This window comes from Erythrobacter sp. (assembly GCF_035194505.1).
Lineage (GTDB): Bacteria > Pseudomonadota > Alphaproteobacteria > Sphingomonadales > Sphingomonadaceae > Erythrobacter.
Genome location: NZ_CP136573.1, coordinates 2,641,436 through 2,660,278, shown reverse-complemented (window position 1 = coordinate 2,660,278; position 18,843 = coordinate 2,641,436). Strand labels below are relative to the sequence as shown.

Here is an 18,843-nt window from a genome sequence, read left to right as displayed (position 1 = left end):
GGCCTCGCGTGGATACGGCAGCGCCGCGGAGACCGGTCCGTTCAGAAGGACTGGCGCAGCAGCCGATCTGACCGCGACCTGTGTCCAATCGCCGGTTGCGGCAGATTAGAGCAGGTAATGAAAACCACGGCGCGCATCCCTTGCGGCGCGCCGCGATCGAGAAGACCGTCGATCAGATCGACATAGCCTCGCTTGCCCGGCGACATCTGCCCCGAGCAATGCCCCGCCATTCGATGGGTGACGCTGGCGCGCCGACGAATGGGCGTTGTGCTCGCTGACGGGGGAGTTCTATCAATACAGCAGCTTCGAACTCTTTCGGGTTCGATCCATTCAGGGGGCGGCCGATCGCAAAAGGGTTCTCACGCAGGCTGCCGCAGTCGAACGACGCGGATAAGCCCCGCGCATTGGCACGGCGACTAGTGCTCGGCATCGTGGTTCTCGCCGCTTCCGGTTGCGCGGTCCCCCGTGCTGATCTTCCGGCCATGGCCACCGTCCAGGCGATCCCTAGCCAATGGGTTCTTGCCGCACCCGTCGGAGCCGAGGTGCCGCTGGATCGCTATTGGCTTCTGCTGGGCGATCCGCTGGTCGATGAGTTCGTCTCCCGCGCGCGGACGGAAAACCTTGATCTGGCGCAGGCCGTTACCCGTCTGAGGGCAGCACGCGCAGGCCTCAGGCAGGCGCGTGCCGCAGGAGTGCCGACCATCAACGGCAGTGGCGGCGCGCGGCGTGATGTCGGGGATCTGGCGAGCGATGACGTGCAGGTTTCGCTTGGCGTGGATGCCGCGTGGGAAGCTGATCTGTTCGGCCGGATCGATGCGTCGGTCGATGCCGCACGGGGCAATTTGCGCGCGGCGGGCTATTCGCTCGGCGATCTGGAGCGGGTCATCGTCGCACAGGTGGCAAGCCAGACTGTGACCGCTCGTTCGCTTGCCGCGCAGCTCGCGATTGCGCGTGAGACGCTCGCCAATCAGGAAGACAACCTCCAGATTGCCCGCTGGCGCAATCAGGCAGGGCTGGTTTCCAGTCTCGATGTCGAACAGGCCCGCACCCAACGCGCGCAGACTGCGGCCAGTATCCCGCAGCTCGAAAGCAATCTTGTCGCTGTGGCCAATGCCATCTCGACCTTGATCGGGGAGCCGCCGGGCCGTGTCTATCGCGCCTTGACTGAGGGACCACGGGCTGTCCCTGCACCGCCTGAGGACGTCGCATTGGCCGCCCCCGCCGACATGCTCCGGCGGCGGCCGGATGTGAGCGCCGCCGAGGCCCGGCTGGCCGCCGATCTTGACCGCGTCGGCGTTGCGCGTGCGCAGCTTTATCCGCTCGCGCGACTGTCCGGCACCATCGGCACCAGCGCGACCGATGTCGGGAGCCTGTTCGATCTGGTCACGGGCAACATCTTCGCCAGCCTGTCCCAGTTGATCTTCGATGGTGGCCGCGCGCGCGGGCAGATTGAGGGGGCGCAGGCCGTCGCCGACGGATCTCTGGCGGACTGGCGCAAGAGCATTCTGGTCGCGCTCGAGGAAGTCGAAAGCTCGGCGATCGAACTCGACACCAGTGCAGTGCAGGTGACAGAGCTGATCGAGGCGAGCGAGGGTGCGCAGAACGCGGCGCTGCTTGCGCGCAGCCAGTATCAGGCCGGGCTGATCGATTTCCAGCGGCTGCTGGTGACCGAAAGCCAGCTGCTCGGAGCACGCAATGCCCAGGTCAATGCCGAAGCCGCCCGGGCGCTGGCCTTCATTAGTCTGGCGCGCGCGCTCGGCGGTGGCTGGTCGGTGCCGGACAGAGCGGAACTTGAAATTCTCGCCGCTAAGGAGCCTGCCAAGTGAACGACACAAGCACACCGGCGGACCAGCCGAGCGTGGATGAATTCCTCGGCACCAAGCCCGTCCCGGCCTGGCGGCGGACCATGAAATACTGGCTGCCCGGTATCGCATTAGTACTGCTGATCCTCGTCATCGCGAAGTGTACCGCAGAGCCGCCGCCACCAGATTACATCACCGAACCGGTCGCGCAGGAATCGCTCGCCCTGTCGGTCACGGCGACCGGCAACCTGCGTCCGACCAATCAGGTCGAAGTTGGCGCAGAAGTGACCGGACCGGTCGATAGCGTGGCGGTGGACGTGAACGACCGCGTGACCAAGGGTCAGGTGATCGCGGTGATCAACACCGAGATCATCGACCAGCAGATCGCCCAGTCCCGCGCCAATCTTGGTGCCGCGCGTGCGGCGCTCGGACAGGCGCAGGCGACGCTCGATATCGACAAGGTGCAGCTCGCCAGACTGGAGGAAGTGCGCCGCCTGTCAGGTGGGCGCGTGCCGTCCGAAATCGAACTGGAACAGGCCAAGGCCGCAGTCGAGCGCGACAAGGCGGCCGTCGCTTCGGCCCGCGCCAATATCGAGGCGGCTCTGGCATCGCTCAATGGCAATCTCACGACGCGCAGCCGTGCGGTGATCCGGGCGCCGGTCAATGGCGTGGTGCTCGCCCGTCGGATCGAACCAGGGCAAACCGTGGTTGCCGCATTCAACACCGTGACGCTGTTCGTGATCGCCGAAGACCTGTCGCAGATGCAGCTGCGCGTTTCGATCGACGAGGCGGATGTCGGCCAGGTCAGGGCAGGACAGCAAGCGACCTTTACCGTCGATGCCTATCCCGGCCGCCGCTTCCCCGCGCGGCTCCAGCGGATCGATCTGGCCTCGGCCAACACCGTCGCAGCCCAGACGGGCACATCAACGCCGGCGGCGGGTGGATCGGTGGTGAGTTACGAAGCGCGGCTAGAGGTGCAGAACCCCGATGGCCTGCTACGCCCCGGGATGACTGCGACCGCGACGATCGCCACCCAGAACACCGGTAGCGCACTGCTGGTGCCGAATGCCGCCCTGCGGTTCCGCCCTGATGCCAAGAACGAAGACGGCGGCGGCGGGGTCTTCCAGCCGCAGATCGGACTGGAAGACCAGAAGCAGCAGGCCACGATCGGCGAAGGCAGTCGCCAGCAGGTGCAAGTGCTGCAAACCGATGGCACGCTGAAAGCAATCACGGTGGTCACCGGCCGCAGCGACGGTCGGCGCACGGCGGTGACATCAAACGAGCTTAAGGCCGGAATGAAAGTCGTCACCGGCATCAAGGCCGCGGCGCAATGACAGGCGAGCCGCTGATCCAGCTTGAAGGCATCACCAAGACCTTCGGCGAAGGGCCGGCGGCGTTTCAGGCATTGAAGGGCGTCGATCTCACCATCGAACGGGGCGAATTTGTCGCGATCATGGGGCCGTCGGGCTCGGGCAAGTCGACGACGATGAACATCCTCGGCTGCCTCGACGTGCCGACCGGCGGCGTGTTCCGGTTTCGCGGAGTCGAGGTGCAGAAGCTCGACCGCGACCAGCGCAGCCTGCTGCGGCGCCGCTATCTCGGCTTCGTGTTCCAGGGCTTCAACCTGCTCGCCCGCACCACCGCGCTGGAGAATGTCGAACTTCCGCTGGTCTATCGCGGGGAAAGCAAGGCGCAGCGGCGCGAAGCGGCAATGCGCGCGCTCGATCAAGTCGGCCTCGTGCCCTGGGCCGATCATACGCCCGCCGAACTGTCCGGCGGACAGCAGCAGCGTGTCGCTATCGCCCGCGCGCTGGTGACGCAGCCCGACGTGCTGCTGGCGGACGAGCCTACCGGTAACCTCGACAGCGAACGTTCGGTCGAGATCATGCAATTGCTGCGGCATCTGAACAGCGAAGGCATTACCATTCTGATGGTGACGCATGAGGAAGAGATGGCTGCCTATGCTGGGACCATCATCCGTTTCCGCGATGGTCTGGTAGAGCGGATCGATCGCCGGGCACTCGCGGCAGAAGGAAGCCCCAGCTGATGCTCGGGACAACCATCCTCCTCGCCCTGCGGGAAATCCGGCGACATATCCTGCGCTCGATCCTCACGACGCTTGGCATCATCATCGGCGTGGCGGCAGTGGTGACGATGGTGACGCTCGGCAATGGTGTGACGGCTTCGGTGCAGGAGGAGATCTCCTCGCTTGGCGCGAGCAACTTCATCGTTTTCCCGGTGCGCACCACCCGCGGTACGATCCGTCCCTTCGACGAGGCCGACGTTCGCGCAGTGGAGCAGCAGCTCGCCGGGGTGACGCTGACGGCGGGCAGCGCCGGCTCTAGCACCACCGCTTTCTATAACGGACAGGACTGGGACACGCGGGTGCAGGGCGTCAACAACGTCTTCTTCCAGGCCCAGTCGATCAACATCGAGAACGGCCGCGCCTTTACCGCCGACGAGGAAGCGGGGGGCAAGAATGTCTGCCTGCTCGGGACCAAGGTGCGCGAGGCGATCTTCCTGCCCAACGCCAGCCCGGTCGGCGCGCAGATGCGGCTCGGCGAAGTGTCGTGTCAGGTCATCGGTCTGGTCGAGGAACGCGGCCAGGGCGGCGGCGGATCGGATGACGATGATGCGGTCTATATGCCGCTCAAGACCGTGCAGCGCCGGTTCCGGGGCAATGAAAATCTCGATTACTTCGTGGTCAAGTACGATGCCGCCTATGCCGCCTCGGTGATCCAGGATTCGCTGGTCGACCTGCTACGTGAGCGGCGCCTGCTGCAGGGTGATGAGCCCAATGACTTCAACGTGATCGATACCGCGCAGGTCAATCAGGCGCTGGGCGCGGCGACCGGCGCGCTGACCGCTATGGTGGCGGTGATCGCCTCGATCAGTCTGCTGGTGGGCGGGATCGGGATCATGAACATCATGCTCGTCTCGGTTACCGAGCGCACCCGCGAGATCGGGATCCGCCTCGCTATCGGCGCGCTCGCACGCGAGGTGCGCTTGCAGTTCCTGACCGAAGCGGTCGTGTTGTGCGCGCTGGGCGGGCTGGTCGGGATCGCCCTCGGCTTTGTTGCGTCAATCGGTCTGGCTGCCCTGATCGACGTGCCCTTCGCCTTCGATCCCGTCATCAACCTCGTCAGCTTCCTGTTTGCAGCGGGAATGGGGATCGTGTTCGGATACTACCCCGCCAGCCGGGCTTCAAAGCTCGACCCGATCGACGCGCTACGGCACGAATAGCAGCCCCCCCCGAGCAGATCCGACGACCGCCCTCGCCGCCGGCTGGCTTCATGCATGGGAACAAATCCGCCAGGCTGCCGCTGACACCTGAACGAAAACTTCCGTCCATTAGTCAGCGCAGGCTGGACTCTGTCCCGACCCGGATTGCCGCGTCCCGCCCGTAAATGTCGGACAGCACCGTGACCCCTCGCTCGCCATCGCTTACAGCGGTGAAGTAGGCGACGTAGACCGGGATCGGGTGCGCGAGCCGCACCGTCGTTGTCTTGCCGGAGGCGACGATCGCGTCGACTTCTTCTTGCGTTCTGGCGCCTTCAAGCAGGGTCGCCGCGTAGCCGATCGCGTCATCGGTGCGGATGCAGCCATGGCTGTATGCGCGCACCTCCTCGTCGAAAAGCTTCTTGGACGGCGTGTCGTGCATGTAGACGGAAAAGGGATTGGGCATCACCAGCTTCATCAGGCCCAGGGCATTATTGGCCCCCGGACGCTGGCGGTATTTCCCGCCCGACCAGACATAACCCCGCTGCCGTGCAAGCGCGGGATTGCGCCGGACAAGTGCGCCCACGCTTTCGCGCACGATGCTTGACGGGATTTCCCACCAGGGATTGAGGATCACGCCATCGATGGTCGCGCCGAACACTGGCGTGGGTGTGGATTGCTTGCCGACGATCACCCGCCACACTCCGGCGCGCGCTCCCTTGCGCCACAGGACGGCCTCGAAGCGGGCGGCATTGACCAGCACATAGTCCTCGCCGAGCGTGCGCGGCATCCAGCGCCATCGCTCCATGTTGCGCGCGATGGTGAGGCGCCGCGCCTCGTCGCTCTCCTGCGCATAGGCCTGCCGCAAGGCGCCATATTCGCGATCCGCCGGGCGCTGGAGGGCGAAGAAGGTGTCGAGCGTGCCGCTTGCCAAGGCCTGTTCCAGCATCAGGGCGAGCGCGATCTCGCCATCCGGATCGACGATCCGCCACCCTGCCCGCTCGGTTGGCGTTGCGCTGCCCAGCAAATGCATGCGCGCAAGGCGCAGGGCGAGCGCGGTCGCCTCGGCATCGATGCGTTGCGGCGAGGCTGCCGCCAGCGCCGTATCGAGCGCCGCGGTGTGCAGGCGGGGAAGCGCATCATCAGGCGCAGCCTCGATCCATCTTCGCAGGCTCGCGAGGTCGGCTGCCGACCATGCAGGCTGTGCGGAGGCGCGCTCCTGCCCTGCGGCGGGCGCGGTCAGGACCATGACAAGGATCATCGCAATCAGGCCACGTCTCATCGCCAATACCTCGCGGCTCCCTTGCGTCCCTTCGCCAAGACCCGATGTTGACGCAGAATAGCACAAACAACCGGATCGCACATGAACATCCATCGCCGCCATTTTCTTGGCGCCGGGCTGATCGCCGGCGCGGGCCTGATAGCGCCTACGACACTCGCCAACCCGATCCTGCACAGCCCATCGCCGCCGCATCCGGCCAGTTCCGGAAATGCCGACGTGCCGGTTGCGCTGCGCCGGGCGCTGGCGGCGCTTGATCGTCATTCGGGACGCATCACCCACCGCGACCGCATCGCCCTTGCCGATTACTCGCTGCCCTCAAGGGACATGCGCTTCATGCTGGTCGATGTCGCCGGCGGCCGGATCGAGAAATCCTACCTTGTATCCCATGGTCGCGGATCGGACCCGGCCAATAGCGGTTTTGTCCAGCGTTTCTCCAACCTGCCCGGTTCGAATGCCTCCTCGCGCGGGAGTTTCCTTACCGGCGACACCTATTTCGGCAAGCACGGCAGGTCGCGCCGCCTTCACGGTCTGGAAGAGGAGAACGACATGGCCCTGGCCCGGGCGATCGTGATCCACGGCGCCGATTATGTCGATCGCGACATGGCGCGCGATCAGGGCAAGGTGGGCCGCAGCCTCGGCTGCTTTGCCGTCGAGCGCGCCGAGATCGGGGATGTGCTGGAACGCCTTGGCCCCGGACGGCTGCTGTTCGCGGCAGGTTAGTTGAGGAAATCGCAGGCCAACTCACGCCGGTTTGACGCGGCACCGACCGATCTTGGCTATTCTCCGCTGGATCGGCGGGGCGGCTGGCGGAGCGGGAGGGAACTTCTGCAAGCTCTCCATCTGTCGGAACCCGAGCATCCTTGGTGATAGCCCCGGGTGATCCATGGCGCCCTTCCCGGCCGAAGCACTTCGGTAATCACTTCGGCGTAAGATGACCTGAGACGGCACGCGCTGTCGGCCGACACTATTTGACAGCAAATCTGAGTATATGAGACTTTCATGATCCGTGCCGTCGACCTTGCCCTGTTCCAGTCGGCCAATGCACTGGTGGACCGGAGTTTCACACTTGATGCGCTGATGGCGCTGGCGCTCGATCGTGTCGTGCTGAAAGGCGGGCCGATTGCCGCCTGCTTCCTGTTTGCCTGGTGGCACGGCACCCCGGGACAGCGGCAATCCTCGAACCGCAAGACGCTACTCCTGACGCTGTGCGCCCTTTTCGTTGTCGCACCGGTGATGAAGCTTGTCTCGACGACCATGCCGCTGTCCCCGCGGCCGCTTGTGACCGCCGAGAATGTCTACGTCCTCGACCACGGAGCAATGGTGGCACGCGGCATGACGGATTACCGGGTGCCTGCAACGGGCCTCGCCGCCGACCTCTCCCAAAAGGCGGCTGAAGGCACCATCGCCGGTAACGACCTCGCCTCCTTTCCGAGCGACCACGCGGCCCTTTTTGCCGCTTTTGCCGGAGGAATCTTGCTCGCCATGCGCGCCGCCGGGCTAGCTGCCTCCATCTGGGCCATAATCGGCGTTTTCCTGCCGCGCGTGGTCACCGGTCTGCACTGGCCGTCCGACATGATCGCGGGCGCGCTGGCGGGACTGGTGGTCCTTGCCCTTGTCCTGACCGCGGGCCGCAGGCTGTTTGATCGGCCGCTCACATGGCTGCTTACGTTGGCCGAGCGCCACCCGGCTTGGTCTCAGGCGATTATCCTGCTCGCACTGTTCGAAGCCGCAGGTGCGATGAGCACGCTCAGCCGGATTGCCGAGCTCGCCAAAGGGGCCATCGGCCTATGAAGCGGCTCCTACTTCTCGCTGCGAGCCTGTTGGCAGGCTGCTCCTCTGCGGAGGACAGGGCCGCAGCCGTGCTCTACGATCCCGGCTACACGATCGAGATCGTGCTCGACAATGCAGACGGCATCACCTCTCCCGATGGGCTCTGGTGGCACGACAACGCGCTCTACATCGCCGATGAGGGCGGCTCTGCCATTCGCCGCTGGGACGGCAAGGCGGTGGAAACTCTGGCTGACGGCACCTCGGGAATTGCCTCTCCGGAGGATATCGTGGTCGACGCGAAAGGGCAGGTCTGGTTCACCGATGACACGTCGGGTGGCCTCTGGCTGGTCACTTCGAAGGGGGGGCAGCTGGCCCCCGGCTCACAGGCGATCGCCGAAAGCGAAGGCATAGCTGTGCTCGCGGACGGGGGCGTGTGGGTCGGCGACGGCAAGCGCTCTGCGGTGGCGACCTTCGCGCCCGGCGGCTCCGGGCCGATTGCTGTCGCCGCCGACTGGCAGGTCGCCAAGCCCGAAAGCATGGCACGCATGCCGGACAAAACGATCTGGCTCGCTAACAACCGCGAGGATCGTCTGCTCCGGATTGGTGCTGACGGGAGCGCGCGCGATTGGCTTGTCCCCGACGACCTCTCGCCCGAGAGTCTCGCCGCTGACGGGAACACCCTGTGGATCACCGACAGTCACAACGGACGGCTCTATCGCCTTGGCCCGACCGGCAAGACGGAAATCGTCGCGCTGTTTCTGGCCGATTTCGTCAATATCAACGGTGTGACCGTCGATCCGGCGGGCTCCGTCTACATCTCCATCCAGTCCGATCTCGACGCGGGCAAGGGATACATCGTCCGCCTCGCTCCAAAGCCGGCAAGCAAGGTGTCGCAGTGATCCCGGTGCGCGCAGCTTCCGACCATCAGGCAGCAGCACCGGTGCTGGTCTTTGGGGACGACACCAGTGCGTTCCTTGGTGCCGTCCGCTCGCTCGGACGCAAGGGCCTCGCCGTGCACGGAGCCGGCTCGGGGTTCGAGACCCCCGCCCATGCCTCGCGCTACCTGACCACGCAGCACACGGTCCCGGTCTACCGCGGTGATGGCGCGGAGTGGCTAGCAAGGGTCCAGTCGCTCATACGTGAGCACGGATTTGCACTGCTGGTTCCGACCAGCGATGCATCCCTCCTCCAGCTGGCTGCGCACCGGCAGGCGCTGCTGCCTGCGCGCTGCGCGATCCCCTCGGACGAGGCGCTTGCCCTCTTCACAGACAAGTGGGCGACGCGTGAAGCCGCTAGCTCACTGGGCGTTCCGGTTGCCGAGGGCATGCTGATTCCGGCGGATTGTTCCGCCGACGAAATCATCGACCGGCTCGGCCTGCCGCTCATCCTCAAGTCACGGCAGTCATATTCGCGCGGCTCTATGGTGCAGAAGAGTGCTGTTGCTCGCATCGAACACGCGCAGGAGCTCGAGGTACGCTCGGCAAGCCTGCCCGGCATGCTGGCCGAAGGCTTCGTTCCGGGCTTCTGTCGCGGCGTTTCGGTTCTCGCCCATGAGGGGCAAGTCCTTCAGGCATTCCAACACCGCCGCTTGCAGCAGGAGCATGCCACCGGGCCGAGTTCGTCGCGCGTTTCGGAACCGCTCGATACCCGGCTGCTCGATGCGGTGCAAAAGCTCATAGCCCATGCCGGCTATACCGGGATCGCGATGTTCGAGTTCCGCTACCAGGAGGGGAGCGACGCGTTCGTGCTGCTGGAGGTCAATCCGCGCATCTGGGGGTCGATCCAGCTTGCGATGCACGCCGAGGCGGACTTTGTGGCTGCGCTGCATGGCCTGCTCGTCGAAGACCGGCTGCCACCAAGGCGGATGGCGTTTCCGGCGGGCAGGCAAAAAATGTCGATGGAAGGCGAATGGGACAGGCACGTATTCGAATGGCAGGCGGCCGCCGGCATCACGGCTCAGTTCGTCTGCCTTCTCCGGTTTGCCACCTATTGCGGCTCGCTGGTCAATGGCGCCGGCTTCGACAGCTTTACGAGTGACGATCCCGAGCCGTTCCGGCGCGAACGGGCGGTAATCCTGTCGCGGCTGCGCGACAAGTTCCGCAAGCGGCATCCCCAAGTGCTTTCAGGAGCGCATGTCTGATGTCTGGCGCAGCGCAGGGCCGGACGAGCATTTACCGCGGCGCGGCCATGGCAGTCTTGCTGACATGGGCCTTGCGGGCGATCGGCCTGGTGTCGGTGTTCATCCTCGCCCGCGTCCTGCAACCCGACGATTTCGGCGTGGTCGGCCTTGCGATGACTGCGGTCGCGATGGTCGAGATCTTCTCTTTCCTCGGACTGCGGCAGGCTTTGCTGCTCTTGACGGGGGAACAGCGCGACTACTACGATACCGCCTTCACCATCCAGCTGACCGTATTTGGCGCTCTGGCTCTTGCCCTTGTCGCCCTTGCCGATCCCGTCGCCAGATTCTTCGCCGAACCACGGGTAGAGCCAGTGATCTTCGCCTTGGCCTTTCGCTTTATCCTTCTCGGCGTGACCAATATCGGCATCGTCGAGTTCGACCGGAACCGCGATTTCGGGCGGGATCTGAAGATGCGCGCCGGAGCACGAATCGTCTCATTTTTCGTGACGGTTGCCCTCGCACTGACGCTCCGCAATTACTGGGCGCTGGTGGCAGGCATGTTGATCCAGTCCGCGCTTCTCACTGCCCTTTCCTATAGCCTGCAGCCCTACCGTCCCAGACTTTCGCTGGTACGACGGGCGGAGCTGCTTGGCGTTTCCCTGTGGATTTTCGCCGGGGTCGCTGCGCAAGCCGTCTATTCACAGGTCGAGCGGGTGGTGCTTGGCCGCGTGGCGGATACCGAGACGGTCGGAGCCTTCGCGGTCAGCAAGGACCTGTCGAGCATCCTGACCCAGGAAATCGCGACGGCACTCAATCGGGTGACTTTCGTTCAGACAGCAGAATCAGGCGCGCTGGCCGAACAGGGCACACGCATGGCCAAGGCGCTCGGCGCCTATGCGCTGATCGTTGCCCCGCTGGGGCTTGGACTTGCGGCAGTCGCCGAGGACTTCATTGCCGTTGTGCTCGGCACAAAGTGGATAGCGACCGCCGTGCTCGTACCGCCGATCGCTGCCGCAAGTGCACTGATGGCGGTCTACAAGCTGGTTGCCTCCTCGCTCCAGGCGGGAGGACATGAACGCATCTCGGCACTCGCCAGCATGGCAGGCGCTGTGGTGCTGGCGGTGACTGCGGGCGGTGTTGCGGCCAATGGTGGAGGCGTGCTGGCCATCGCGCAGACCGGTCTGCTGGTGACAACGGCGCTCCTGATCGGCGGGCTGATGCTGCTCGCGCTCAAGTCGCGACACCCAATTGGCGGATTTCTTGCGTCTGTGGGCCGCCCTTTCCTGGCTGGAGGAGTCATGCTGGTGGCCCTGCAATGGCTTCCTAGAGCAACCGAAGCACCCTTCCTTGAACTCGCTTGGCGCGTGATTCTCGGGGCCGGCATCTATTGCGCAATGCTTCTTCTGCTATGGGTTGCGGGAGGGCGTCGTGATACGGCCGAGGGCACGTTGATTACCCTCGTGGGCGGCGTGCTGGACCGGCGAAAAAGCAGTGAGGCTGCCTGAGGGCTCGGTCGATCTCATGCAGCGGGGCAGGTGGCGGAGCTGCTCTTCGGATCGCAACACATCTCGGTTTGATGACTGCTTTTTGCCAAGAACAGCCAGCGTTCGCTTCTCCGGAGGGGCGCTGGGTCAGGCTGCCGTTGCGCTTGCAAGGGCGTGGGCGAACATCGCCCTGTGCACGGGATTTTGCAGCATCCGCAGGACCTGTTCGTCCTTGCCGGTTGCGATTAGTCTCTTCCCGACTTCGCCGGCAGTCTTGCGATCACCCTTGGCGGCCGCGGCAATACACAAGCCTGCCGCGCTAAAGGGGTAATCCGGCGCTTGCACATAGGCTTCGAAAAGAAGTTCGTATGCCTTGTCGATTTGGCCTTCGAGCAAGTGCGAGAGCCCAATCCCGGCTAGTGCATAGGCACGGACCGCCCATATCGGTGTGATTTCCAGCCCCCGTGCCAGTCGCTGCCTTGCGCGCTCCGGCCGGCCGCCGATCAGATCGACCCAGCCTCCCCAGAACAGAGTGGAGGAATGATCGGGAAGCAGGGTGAGAGCGCGCCCAATCAGCTTGTCCGCAATCACCATGCTGCCGCCCACAGCCACCAGCGTGCCGGCCGCATAGCCGAGAACCTGAACATTGTCGTGATCGAGCCGCAAGGCGTTCTGATAATGTGCAAGCGCGAGATCACGCGTCTGGACGGGATCAGTGGTCCAGCCGTTGGCATAGGCAGTGCCGTTGCAGAACGCCGACATGGCATAGGCCCATGCGCTGTCCGGGTTTGTTCGAACCAGTTCCCCGGCTATGGCAACAGCCTGGTTGGAGGACGCTTGGTCAAGCTTGCGAAACAGCGCGTCTGCACGCCAGTAGAGCTCATAGCTCGATCGCGATTTCAGGGGCACAGTCAGGCTTTTGTGCCGCTCGTTGATGTCGATATTGGTCCAGACCTGCGGGATGATCGAGGCTGCGATGCGCTCCTGCAGGGCGAAGATATTGTCGCTGCTTTCAGTGAAGTTGGCCGACCAGACCTGGGTCAGCATCGGCGCTTCGACCAACCGGACGCGAGCCTGGATCTTCTCGCCGCTCTCGAAGATCTCGCCGGTGACGAGGTATCGCACCTTGAGCATTTCGGCGATCTCGCTGATCGGCAGCTTGTCCCGCACCAGCGTCACCGCGCTGACAGTCGAGATCACGAAGAGCTGCGGGTAGCGCGCCAGCTCGTCATTGATCTGGAAGGCGATCCCGTCGCCGATTAGCGACGTGCCGCCGGGTCCGTCAAACGGGAGGACAACCAGTGGCGGCCGTGGCGAGCCATCGGGTGCAAGGTGGACACCTCGAAGAACCGTCTATTTTCGGCCTGACGGCGGCGCGAGGGGTCTGATCGCGGTCTTTGGTGCGTGAGGGCTGTGCCTTTCGGCCTCGTTTCCTTGTTTTTCTGAGCTGGAGCGCCGCTTGGCACCTCGTTTTCGCGCTATGCGGGCGCACTTCGCCCCTCGAGCCAGGCGAGGCGCTGGAAGTTGTAGGCCAGGTTCGCCATGCCGATCTTGATCTTTGCGCGGGCGATGCCGATGGTGCGGATAAACAGCCCCATGCGGTGCTTCTGTCCGGCGAACACGTGCTCAACTGCCGAGCGCACAGCGGAGCGCTTCGCATTGGCTCGGGCGATGTGCTCTGGCATCGGCCGACGCGGCATGCGTCGCTGGTGGATGTTGCTCTTGAACATTCCCCGCTCGAGGAACGCCTCGTTCTTCTTTGAGCGATAAGCCGTGTCGGCCCATACGCCCGAGCCGGTGTTTTGCTTGCTGATGAGCTCCGGCAGCCGTGCCCCGTCATGGGCGTTGGCCGCACTGGCATCCCAAGTGCGGATCAGCCCGTGAGCCCGGTCGATGCCGATGTGGTTTTTGTAGCCGAACATCGGGATGGCAAGATCGACCGGCTTGAAGCCCTTGGGGTCGCCGCCCTCCTTCACCTTGGCCTTCGAGTACTTGACCGTCCAGCGCGCATCGCGGTCCTTCTGACGGACCTTGGCAGGCCTCTCCTTCCAGCGCTCCGGGATCTTGCCCTGCTTGATCGCGGCCTTCTCGTCCTCGGTGTTCCGCTGCTTGGGCGCCGGCACCACGGTCGCATCGATGATCTGCCCGCCCATCGCGAGGTAGCCCCGATCGGTCAACGCCGCATCGAAGCGCGCGAAGAGCTTGTCGATCGCCTTGGCCTGTACGAGCCGCTCGCGGAACAGCCACACCGTGGTCGCATCGGGCACCCGGCCATCGAGCCCCAGTCCGAGGAACCGCTGGAACGACAGCCGGTCCTTGATCTGGAACTCGGTCGCCTCGTCTGACAGAGAGTAGAGCGCCTGAAGCACCAGGATTTTGAACATCATCACCGGATCGAACGGCGGCCGGCCGCCTTTGCCCAGATCGCTCCGCCTGAGCGCCACGATCAATGGCCCGCGGAACACCTCGAAATCGACCACCGCCGTCAACCGCTCCAGCGGATCACCCGCCGCACTCAGCGCCGCATACCGGTCCGACAGATCAAAGAAACCAGGCTGGCCAACCATCTTCGCCTCCGCTCATCCGCAAAGGCAGTGAATCAGATCAACGCCTCAAAGGCGAGGGTTTTTCGAGGCGTCCAGCTTGTCGATCGCCTTGGCCTGTACGAGCCGCTCGCGGAACAGCCACACCGTGGTCGCATCGGGCACCCGGCCATCGAGCCCCAGTCCGAGGAACCGCTGGAACGACAGCCGGTCCTTGATCTGGAACTCGGTCGCCTCGTCTGACAGAGAGTAGAGCGCCTGAAGCACCAGGATTTTGAACATCATCACCGGATCGAACGGCGGCCGGCCGCCTTTGCCCAGATCGCTCCGCCTGAGCGCCACGATCAATGGCCCGCGGAACACCTCGAAATCGACCACCGCCGTCAACCGCTCCAGCGGATCACCCGCCGCACTCAGCGCCGCATACCGGTCCGACAGATCAAAGAAACCAGGCTGGCCAATCATCTTCGCCTCCGATCATCCGCAAAGGCAGTGAATCAGATCAACGCCTCAAAGGCGAGGGTTTTTCGAGGCGTCCAGGTTGCGTTCGTTCCGGCCAGGCCCTGCCTGACGGATCCCGACCGCGGCATTGTCGCCACCTGCTGAAAGGATGGAGCGCAGCGACGGAGCGAACAGCTGGCCGATCCGCAGGCGCTCCTCGCGCAGCCAATCAAACCTACAGCGGAATGACCCAAGCCCAAATGATCCATGAACACTTACACCCGAAAGGATGTATACTTATGAAGTAATACAATATTAACTAATTTTTATACATTAAAAGAGTAAAGAGAGAAGGCAAAATTTAATTTATAAATCAGAAATTTAAAGGATAAATATATGCTTGTTTCGAGATTTATCCGTAATATTTTTTATAATACGGCTGGAATAACTTCGATTGAGTACGCTTTGATTGCTGCGGTTATTTCGGTTTCTGCTTTCGCAGCTATGGGGAGCATTGGTGAGAGCGTCAACACTATGTTCGATGCCATTTTGGTTGGTCTTAATCGCTAATCGCTGACCAAGATGGGCTGTCACTACCCCAATTGGCTTTGGTTTGAGGTTGATGATGCTCTGATCGAGTTGCCCATTCTGCCGCCGGCTCCAATCACCAATGGTCGGGTTCAGGCCCTTCATGAGGGACCTGCCTGTCGATTATCACTTAAGAAATTTGCGTAAATCCCGGCAACCAGGTGGTGAGCGCAGTCAAGGAACGATGGCGCGACTTTTCCCGACTGGCCCGGACAGCAACGTTGTTTCGCTGTCAATTTGAAAAGAGTCACATCGATGGAACGTTCTTTCACCCGTCGGCTATTCGCTCATCGGGGCATCGGGGGGCAATACAATCTCCGAGCGCCGAACGTCGCCGCGCACGCCGCTGCTGCTCCCCGCAAAGCTTGTCTGCGTTTACGGCACCGTTGACTGCATTGTGCTCGATCTTTCGGCGGTCGGCGCGCTCATCAAGACGGCGAGCCCGCTCTCTGTTGGTGCAAGCGCCTACCTCCGCGCCGGACCTTTCGACATTTTCGTGGCCGGCGTCCGGATAGCTTCCCGCTCACGTGCCTATGCATTAACCGGCATATTGTTTGAAGACCGGCTCACGCAGGCCCAGATCAAGGAGCTGCGTAGCTATGGGCGGAATTGTATCCAGGCCGAGCGGCGAGCAAGCTATGAAAAAGCGAGGGAATGGTGGGAATGCGACGGCGACTGAGAGGACAACCGGGTAGCCGCGCAGACGACGGGAAACCCACACCGGCCTTTGTGCCAACCTCTGTTGACATTCACCATCCAGAGCATATCACCCAGTAGATAACCCCAAACAATATATCCAATATGGTGGGTGGTCGCGGTGGGGGGGGGGCTCGGCTACGCTAGGACAGTTTGATGCGCTGTCAGTTGAGCTCGTCAATTTGCGCTCTATCCCCTGGCCTTTCGTAGAGGGCGACCGCAATAAACGCATCTGTGGACGGCGCCTTCAGAAAGACGGATGAGTTTCTCGTGCAACACCATGATCAGGAGAGGTTATCCCACTTTATTGCCCAGACGACGACTGATGCATTCGTCGCCATCAACCCGGATAACTGCATAATCTATTGGAACCGTGGGGCGGAGCGGCTGTTTGGCTGGAGCACTCGGGAAATTCTCGGTCAAAGCCTAAATCGCATCGTGCCCGTGATCCACAGGGCTAATCATTCCAAAGCAGTTCGACGCTTGTCGGACGGAGGTGAGTCCCGCCTCTTGGGTCAGACGACAAATGTAACCGCTCTTTGCCGCGACGGGCGATTGGTCGATGTGGAATTGTCCCTTACGCACTGGCACAATCCGGAGACAGGCGAGGTGGCAGGCTTTGCCGCGATCATGCGGGATGCAGGGGCGCGACTTCGGCTCGAGGCCGAGCGCGATGCTTACCAGAAGAAGCTGGAGGATCAATTTGCTGCCATCGAGGCGACCTCGGATGGCGTGGCCATCACTGATGCAGAGGGCTTCTTCGTCTACTTGAACCAAGCCCACTGTGCGATGTTCGGTTATGATGATGTCTCCGCCTTGATCGGGCGGCATTGGTCGGTTCTTTACAGGAATGATGAGGCCAAGCGCATCGAAGAGGTCGCGATCCCAACGGTCTTGGAGACGGGTAGCTGGCGCGGAGAGGCTTGCGGCTTGCGCCGGGACGGTAGCGCCATCGAGCAGGAGGTGGCGCTTGCACTAAGTCCAGGGGGCGGGCTGGTGTGTACCACCCGCGACATCGAAGAACTCAAACGTGCAACGAGGGACCGTATTCGCGCACGCGAAAGGCTTCTGCTGGTTGAACGCAAGGAGATGATCGGCCGTGCGGTTTCTGGCATGGCTCACGATCTCGCAAACTTTATCGCGGTGATTTCGGTCTCGGCAACTACGCTACGGGTCAAAAATCAGCCGTGTCCACCCGAAATCGAGCGGATAGAGGGTGCTGCCAGACAAGCGAGCAAAATGCTCGAATCCGCGCTCACCGCGAACCCTGCCGAGCGACAGTCCCATGCGTTCTATGCGAAGGCAGCCCTTGAAACCGTCATCGAACTCACCGCTTTCGCATTGAAGGCGTCTCACTCGATCACGCTCAAGGCGAAAGACGACGGAATTGTGCTGCAGGCGGCGGAGACCGAATTCCTGCGCGTGATGATGAACCTTTGCAGCAACGCCCGCGATGCCCTTCCTGTCGATGGGCCCGGGTCGATCAAGGTAATCCTCGAGAAGCTTGATCCGGCGCGAAAGCTCTCCAACCCGGTGGTTGGTGCGAAACCCCAAGTGCCAAGCGCACTCATCACCGTGAAGGACACGGGCTGCGGCATTCAAAATGAAGACTTCGCGCGCATTTTCGAGCCGTTTCATACCACGAAATCCTACGGCACGGGACTGGGCCTAGCCGTCGTATCGAAAGTGGTCACGGAGGCAGGCGGTTCGATCCACATCAAAAGCGGGAGCGAAGGGACTACATTCCAGCTGGCCTGGCCGCTCGCCACGTGTCCTTTCGGGCACAACAGCGGCGAGGACGCCAGTCCTGAATACATGCTTCTGGGGGCAAAAATCCTGATCGTCGATGACAATCCTTTGCTTCTCGATCTCATCGCTAGTGAGGTAGGCAAGACGGGCGCGGAGGTGACTGCGGTTTCAAGCCCGCTTCAGGCTGTCCACGAACTTGAAGCCGATCCGACCGGCTGGGACGCCATTATTCTCGACTACGACATGCCGGAAATGAACGGCGCAAAGTTGGCGGCGCGCATTCGTGCCGATCTGCCGCGTCTTCCGATCATCCTCTGCAGCGCCCTGTACGAAATCGAGATTGACGTAGATGCCTCCCTTTTCGATGCGCGCGTCATTAAGTCCGCCATCTCCCGCACCCTTAATCAAACGCTTGCTCGAGTACTCAGCAGTACGAAAGTTGAGATGGCCTGATGCGTATCCTGTTCGCCGATGACCACGACCTTCTGAAAGACTCGCTCAAGGCCTATCTTGAGAGTGGCGCAGAATTTACGGTCGAACTTGCATCGACCATTGACGAGGCGCTCGCCGCGATTGCCCGTGACGGCCCGTTCGACCTCGTCCTGCTTGATTACCAGATTCCAGGCATGGACGGACTTCTTGGCCTCAGGCTGATCGTCGCTGCACAGGAGGCTCGCCCGGTCTTGCTCCTTACGGGTGTGGCGACGGAAGGTACGGCAAATGCCGCAGTCCGCTTTGGGGCAGTTACGGTGCTCAGCAAGACCATGCCGGTCGAAAGTCTCAAGAGCGTTATCATCAGCGTCATTAATGGCAGCTTCGTCCAGCCATATCGTGGTGCTGCCAGTCAGTCAGACAAAGCCGACGCGCCGACATTGACGCCTCGGCAAGAGCAGGTGCTGCGATGCATCTGTCTGGGCCTGTCCAACAAGCAGATCGCAAGGGACCTAAATCTGACCGAGGCTACTATAAAAATGCATGTCAAGATGATATTTTCTAAGCTGGGCGTGAATAGCCGGACCCAAGCGATCTTGATTTCGAAGAATTTCAATCTGATATAGGTCTCATTGACATAAAGATTTTGCTTTATGCACTTGGCTACAGCGCAGAGCATTCATCAACATGCTACCCAGCTGGTTCCACCTCTACAACA

Annotated in this window: 16 protein-coding genes and 1 pseudogene; 13 read left to right on the top strand and 4 right to left on the bottom strand. The window is 62.5% G+C overall.

The features are described from left to right. Positions 1–419 precede the first annotated feature (419 nt). Genes RSE14_RS13065 through RSE14_RS13050 form a run of 4 tightly spaced genes read left to right on the top strand, consistent with a single transcriptional unit; the run spans position 420 to position 5,045 of the window. The gene (locus RSE14_RS13065; RefSeq protein ID WP_324076924.1) at positions 420–1,826 is read left to right on the top strand and encodes an efflux transporter outer membrane subunit; all 1,407 of its coding nucleotides are present in this window, start codon (positions 420–422) and stop codon (positions 1,824–1,826) included. Continuing rightward, the gene (locus tag RSE14_RS13060) at positions 1,823–3,136 is read left to right on the top strand and encodes an efflux RND transporter periplasmic adaptor subunit (protein ID WP_324074316.1); all 1,314 of its coding nucleotides are present in this window, start codon (positions 1,823–1,825) and stop codon (positions 3,134–3,136) included. Before RSE14_RS13065 ends, RSE14_RS13060 begins: the two co-directional genes overlap by 4 nt. Then, positions 3,133–3,849: an ABC transporter ATP-binding protein gene (locus tag RSE14_RS13055; RefSeq protein WP_324074315.1), complete on the top strand. Its 717-nt coding sequence runs from the start codon at positions 3,133–3,135 to the stop codon at positions 3,847–3,849. The genes RSE14_RS13060 and RSE14_RS13055 overlap by 4 nt, the downstream gene beginning before the upstream one ends. Further along, a complete protein-coding gene (locus RSE14_RS13050; RefSeq protein ID WP_324074312.1) occupies positions 3,849–5,045 on the top strand; it encodes an ABC transporter permease in 1,197 nt (398 codons plus the stop codon). Before RSE14_RS13055 ends, RSE14_RS13050 begins: the two co-directional genes overlap by 1 nt. Before the next feature lie 112 nt (positions 5,046–5,157). On the opposite strand, the gene RSE14_RS13045 is transcribed toward RSE14_RS13050, so the two are convergent. After that, positions 5,158–6,303: a L,D-transpeptidase family protein gene (locus RSE14_RS13045; protein ID WP_324074310.1), complete on the bottom strand. Its 1,146-nt coding sequence runs from the start codon at positions 6,301–6,303 to the stop codon at positions 5,158–5,160. 81 nt (positions 6,304–6,384) lie between these two features. On the opposite strand from RSE14_RS13045, the gene RSE14_RS13040 reads away from it, so the two are divergent. From RSE14_RS13040 to RSE14_RS13020, 5 genes are all read left to right on the top strand, one after another. Next, complete coding sequence (locus RSE14_RS13040; protein WP_324074308.1) at positions 6,385–7,023, top strand: murein L,D-transpeptidase catalytic domain family protein; 639 nt, start codon at positions 6,385–6,387, stop codon at positions 7,021–7,023. 279 nt (positions 7,024–7,302) lie between these two features. Then, a complete protein-coding gene (locus tag RSE14_RS13035; protein WP_324074306.1) occupies positions 7,303–8,094 on the top strand; it encodes a phosphatase PAP2 family protein in 792 nt (263 codons plus the stop codon). Next, positions 8,091–8,972 (top strand): Vgb family protein, encoded by an 882-nt coding sequence (locus RSE14_RS13030; RefSeq protein WP_324074304.1) that lies wholly within the window; start codon positions 8,091–8,093, stop codon positions 8,970–8,972. The genes RSE14_RS13035 and RSE14_RS13030 overlap by 4 nt, the downstream gene beginning before the upstream one ends. Beyond that, positions 8,969–10,213 (top strand): carboxylate--amine ligase, encoded by a 1,245-nt coding sequence (locus RSE14_RS13025; protein ID WP_324074302.1) that lies wholly within the window; start codon positions 8,969–8,971, stop codon positions 10,211–10,213. The genes RSE14_RS13030 and RSE14_RS13025 overlap by 4 nt, the downstream gene beginning before the upstream one ends. Next, positions 10,213–11,697: an oligosaccharide flippase family protein gene (locus RSE14_RS13020; protein WP_324074300.1), complete on the top strand. Its 1,485-nt coding sequence runs from the start codon at positions 10,213–10,215 to the stop codon at positions 11,695–11,697. Before RSE14_RS13025 ends, RSE14_RS13020 begins: the two co-directional genes overlap by 1 nt. Before the next feature lie 126 nt (positions 11,698–11,823). On the opposite strand, the gene RSE14_RS13015 is transcribed toward RSE14_RS13020, so the two are convergent. The 3 genes and pseudogenes from RSE14_RS13015 to RSE14_RS13005 all read right to left on the bottom strand — a co-directional run. Beyond that, positions 11,824–12,876 (bottom strand): hypothetical protein, encoded by a 1,053-nt coding sequence (locus RSE14_RS13015; RefSeq protein ID WP_324074297.1) that lies wholly within the window; start codon positions 12,874–12,876, stop codon positions 11,824–11,826. A 278-nt stretch (positions 12,877–13,154) separates the two neighbouring features. Continuing rightward, a complete protein-coding gene (locus RSE14_RS13010) occupies positions 13,155–14,243 on the bottom strand; it encodes an IS5 family transposase (RefSeq protein ID WP_324074295.1) in 1,089 nt (362 codons plus the stop codon). A 72-nt stretch (positions 14,244–14,315) separates the two neighbouring features. Further along, positions 14,316–14,684: pseudogene (locus RSE14_RS13005) on the bottom strand (transposase); the annotation flags it as partial. Between the two features lie 372 nt (positions 14,685–15,056). On the opposite strand from RSE14_RS13005, the gene RSE14_RS13000 reads away from it, so the two are divergent. The 4 genes from RSE14_RS13000 to RSE14_RS12985 all read left to right on the top strand — a co-directional run bounded on the left by RSE14_RS13000 (position 15,057) and on the right by RSE14_RS12985 (position 18,751). Then, entirely contained in the window at positions 15,057–15,230 is a 174-nt protein-coding gene (locus RSE14_RS13000) for a Flp family type IVb pilin (protein WP_324074293.1), read from the top strand. Between the two features lie 307 nt (positions 15,231–15,537). Beyond that, positions 15,538–15,927: a PilZ domain-containing protein gene (locus RSE14_RS12995; protein WP_324076923.1), complete on the top strand. Its 390-nt coding sequence runs from the start codon at positions 15,538–15,540 to the stop codon at positions 15,925–15,927. Positions 15,928–16,178: 251 nt separating this feature from the next. Then, positions 16,179–18,146, top strand: coding sequence for a PAS domain S-box protein (locus RSE14_RS12990; protein ID WP_324074290.1), 1,968 nt, complete (start codon positions 16,179–16,181; stop codon positions 18,144–18,146). Continuing rightward, positions 18,146–18,751 carry a LuxR C-terminal-related transcriptional regulator gene (locus tag RSE14_RS12985; protein ID WP_324074288.1) on the top strand — a complete coding sequence of 202 codons (606 nt, stop codon included), beginning with the start codon at positions 18,146–18,148 and terminating at the stop codon, positions 18,749–18,751. The genes RSE14_RS12990 and RSE14_RS12985 overlap by 1 nt, the downstream gene beginning before the upstream one ends. The last annotated feature ends 92 nt before the right edge of the window (positions 18,752–18,843 follow it).

Bases quoted from the DNA above. Each gene is read 5' to 3' on its own strand.
- RSE14_RS13035 (WP_324074306.1), top strand. From the start codon at position 7,303: ATGATCCGTGCCGTCGACCTTGCCCTGTTCCAGTCGGCCAATGCACTG.
- RSE14_RS13030 (WP_324074304.1), top strand. From the start codon at position 8,091: ATGAAGCGGCTCCTACTTCTCGCTGCGAGCCTGTTGGCAGGCTGCTCC.
- RSE14_RS13045 (WP_324074310.1), bottom strand. From the start codon at position 6,303: ATGAGACGTGGCCTGATTGCGATGATCCTTGTCATGGTCCTGACCGCG.
- RSE14_RS13055 (WP_324074315.1), top strand. From the start codon at position 3,133: ATGACAGGCGAGCCGCTGATCCAGCTTGAAGGCATCACCAAGACCTTC.
- RSE14_RS12985 (WP_324074288.1), top strand. From the start codon at position 18,146: ATGCGTATCCTGTTCGCCGATGACCACGACCTTCTGAAAGACTCGCTC.
- RSE14_RS13000 (WP_324074293.1), top strand. From the start codon at position 15,057: ATGCTTGTTTCGAGATTTATCCGTAATATTTTTTATAATACGGCTGGA.
- RSE14_RS13050 (WP_324074312.1), top strand. From the start codon at position 3,849: ATGCTCGGGACAACCATCCTCCTCGCCCTGCGGGAAATCCGGCGACAT.
- RSE14_RS13040 (WP_324074308.1), top strand. From the start codon at position 6,385: ATGAACATCCATCGCCGCCATTTTCTTGGCGCCGGGCTGATCGCCGGC.
- RSE14_RS13010 (WP_324074295.1), bottom strand. From the start codon at position 14,243: ATGGTTGGCCAGCCTGGTTTCTTTGATCTGTCGGACCGGTATGCGGCG.
- RSE14_RS13020 (WP_324074300.1), top strand. From the start codon at position 10,213: ATGTCTGGCGCAGCGCAGGGCCGGACGAGCATTTACCGCGGCGCGGCC.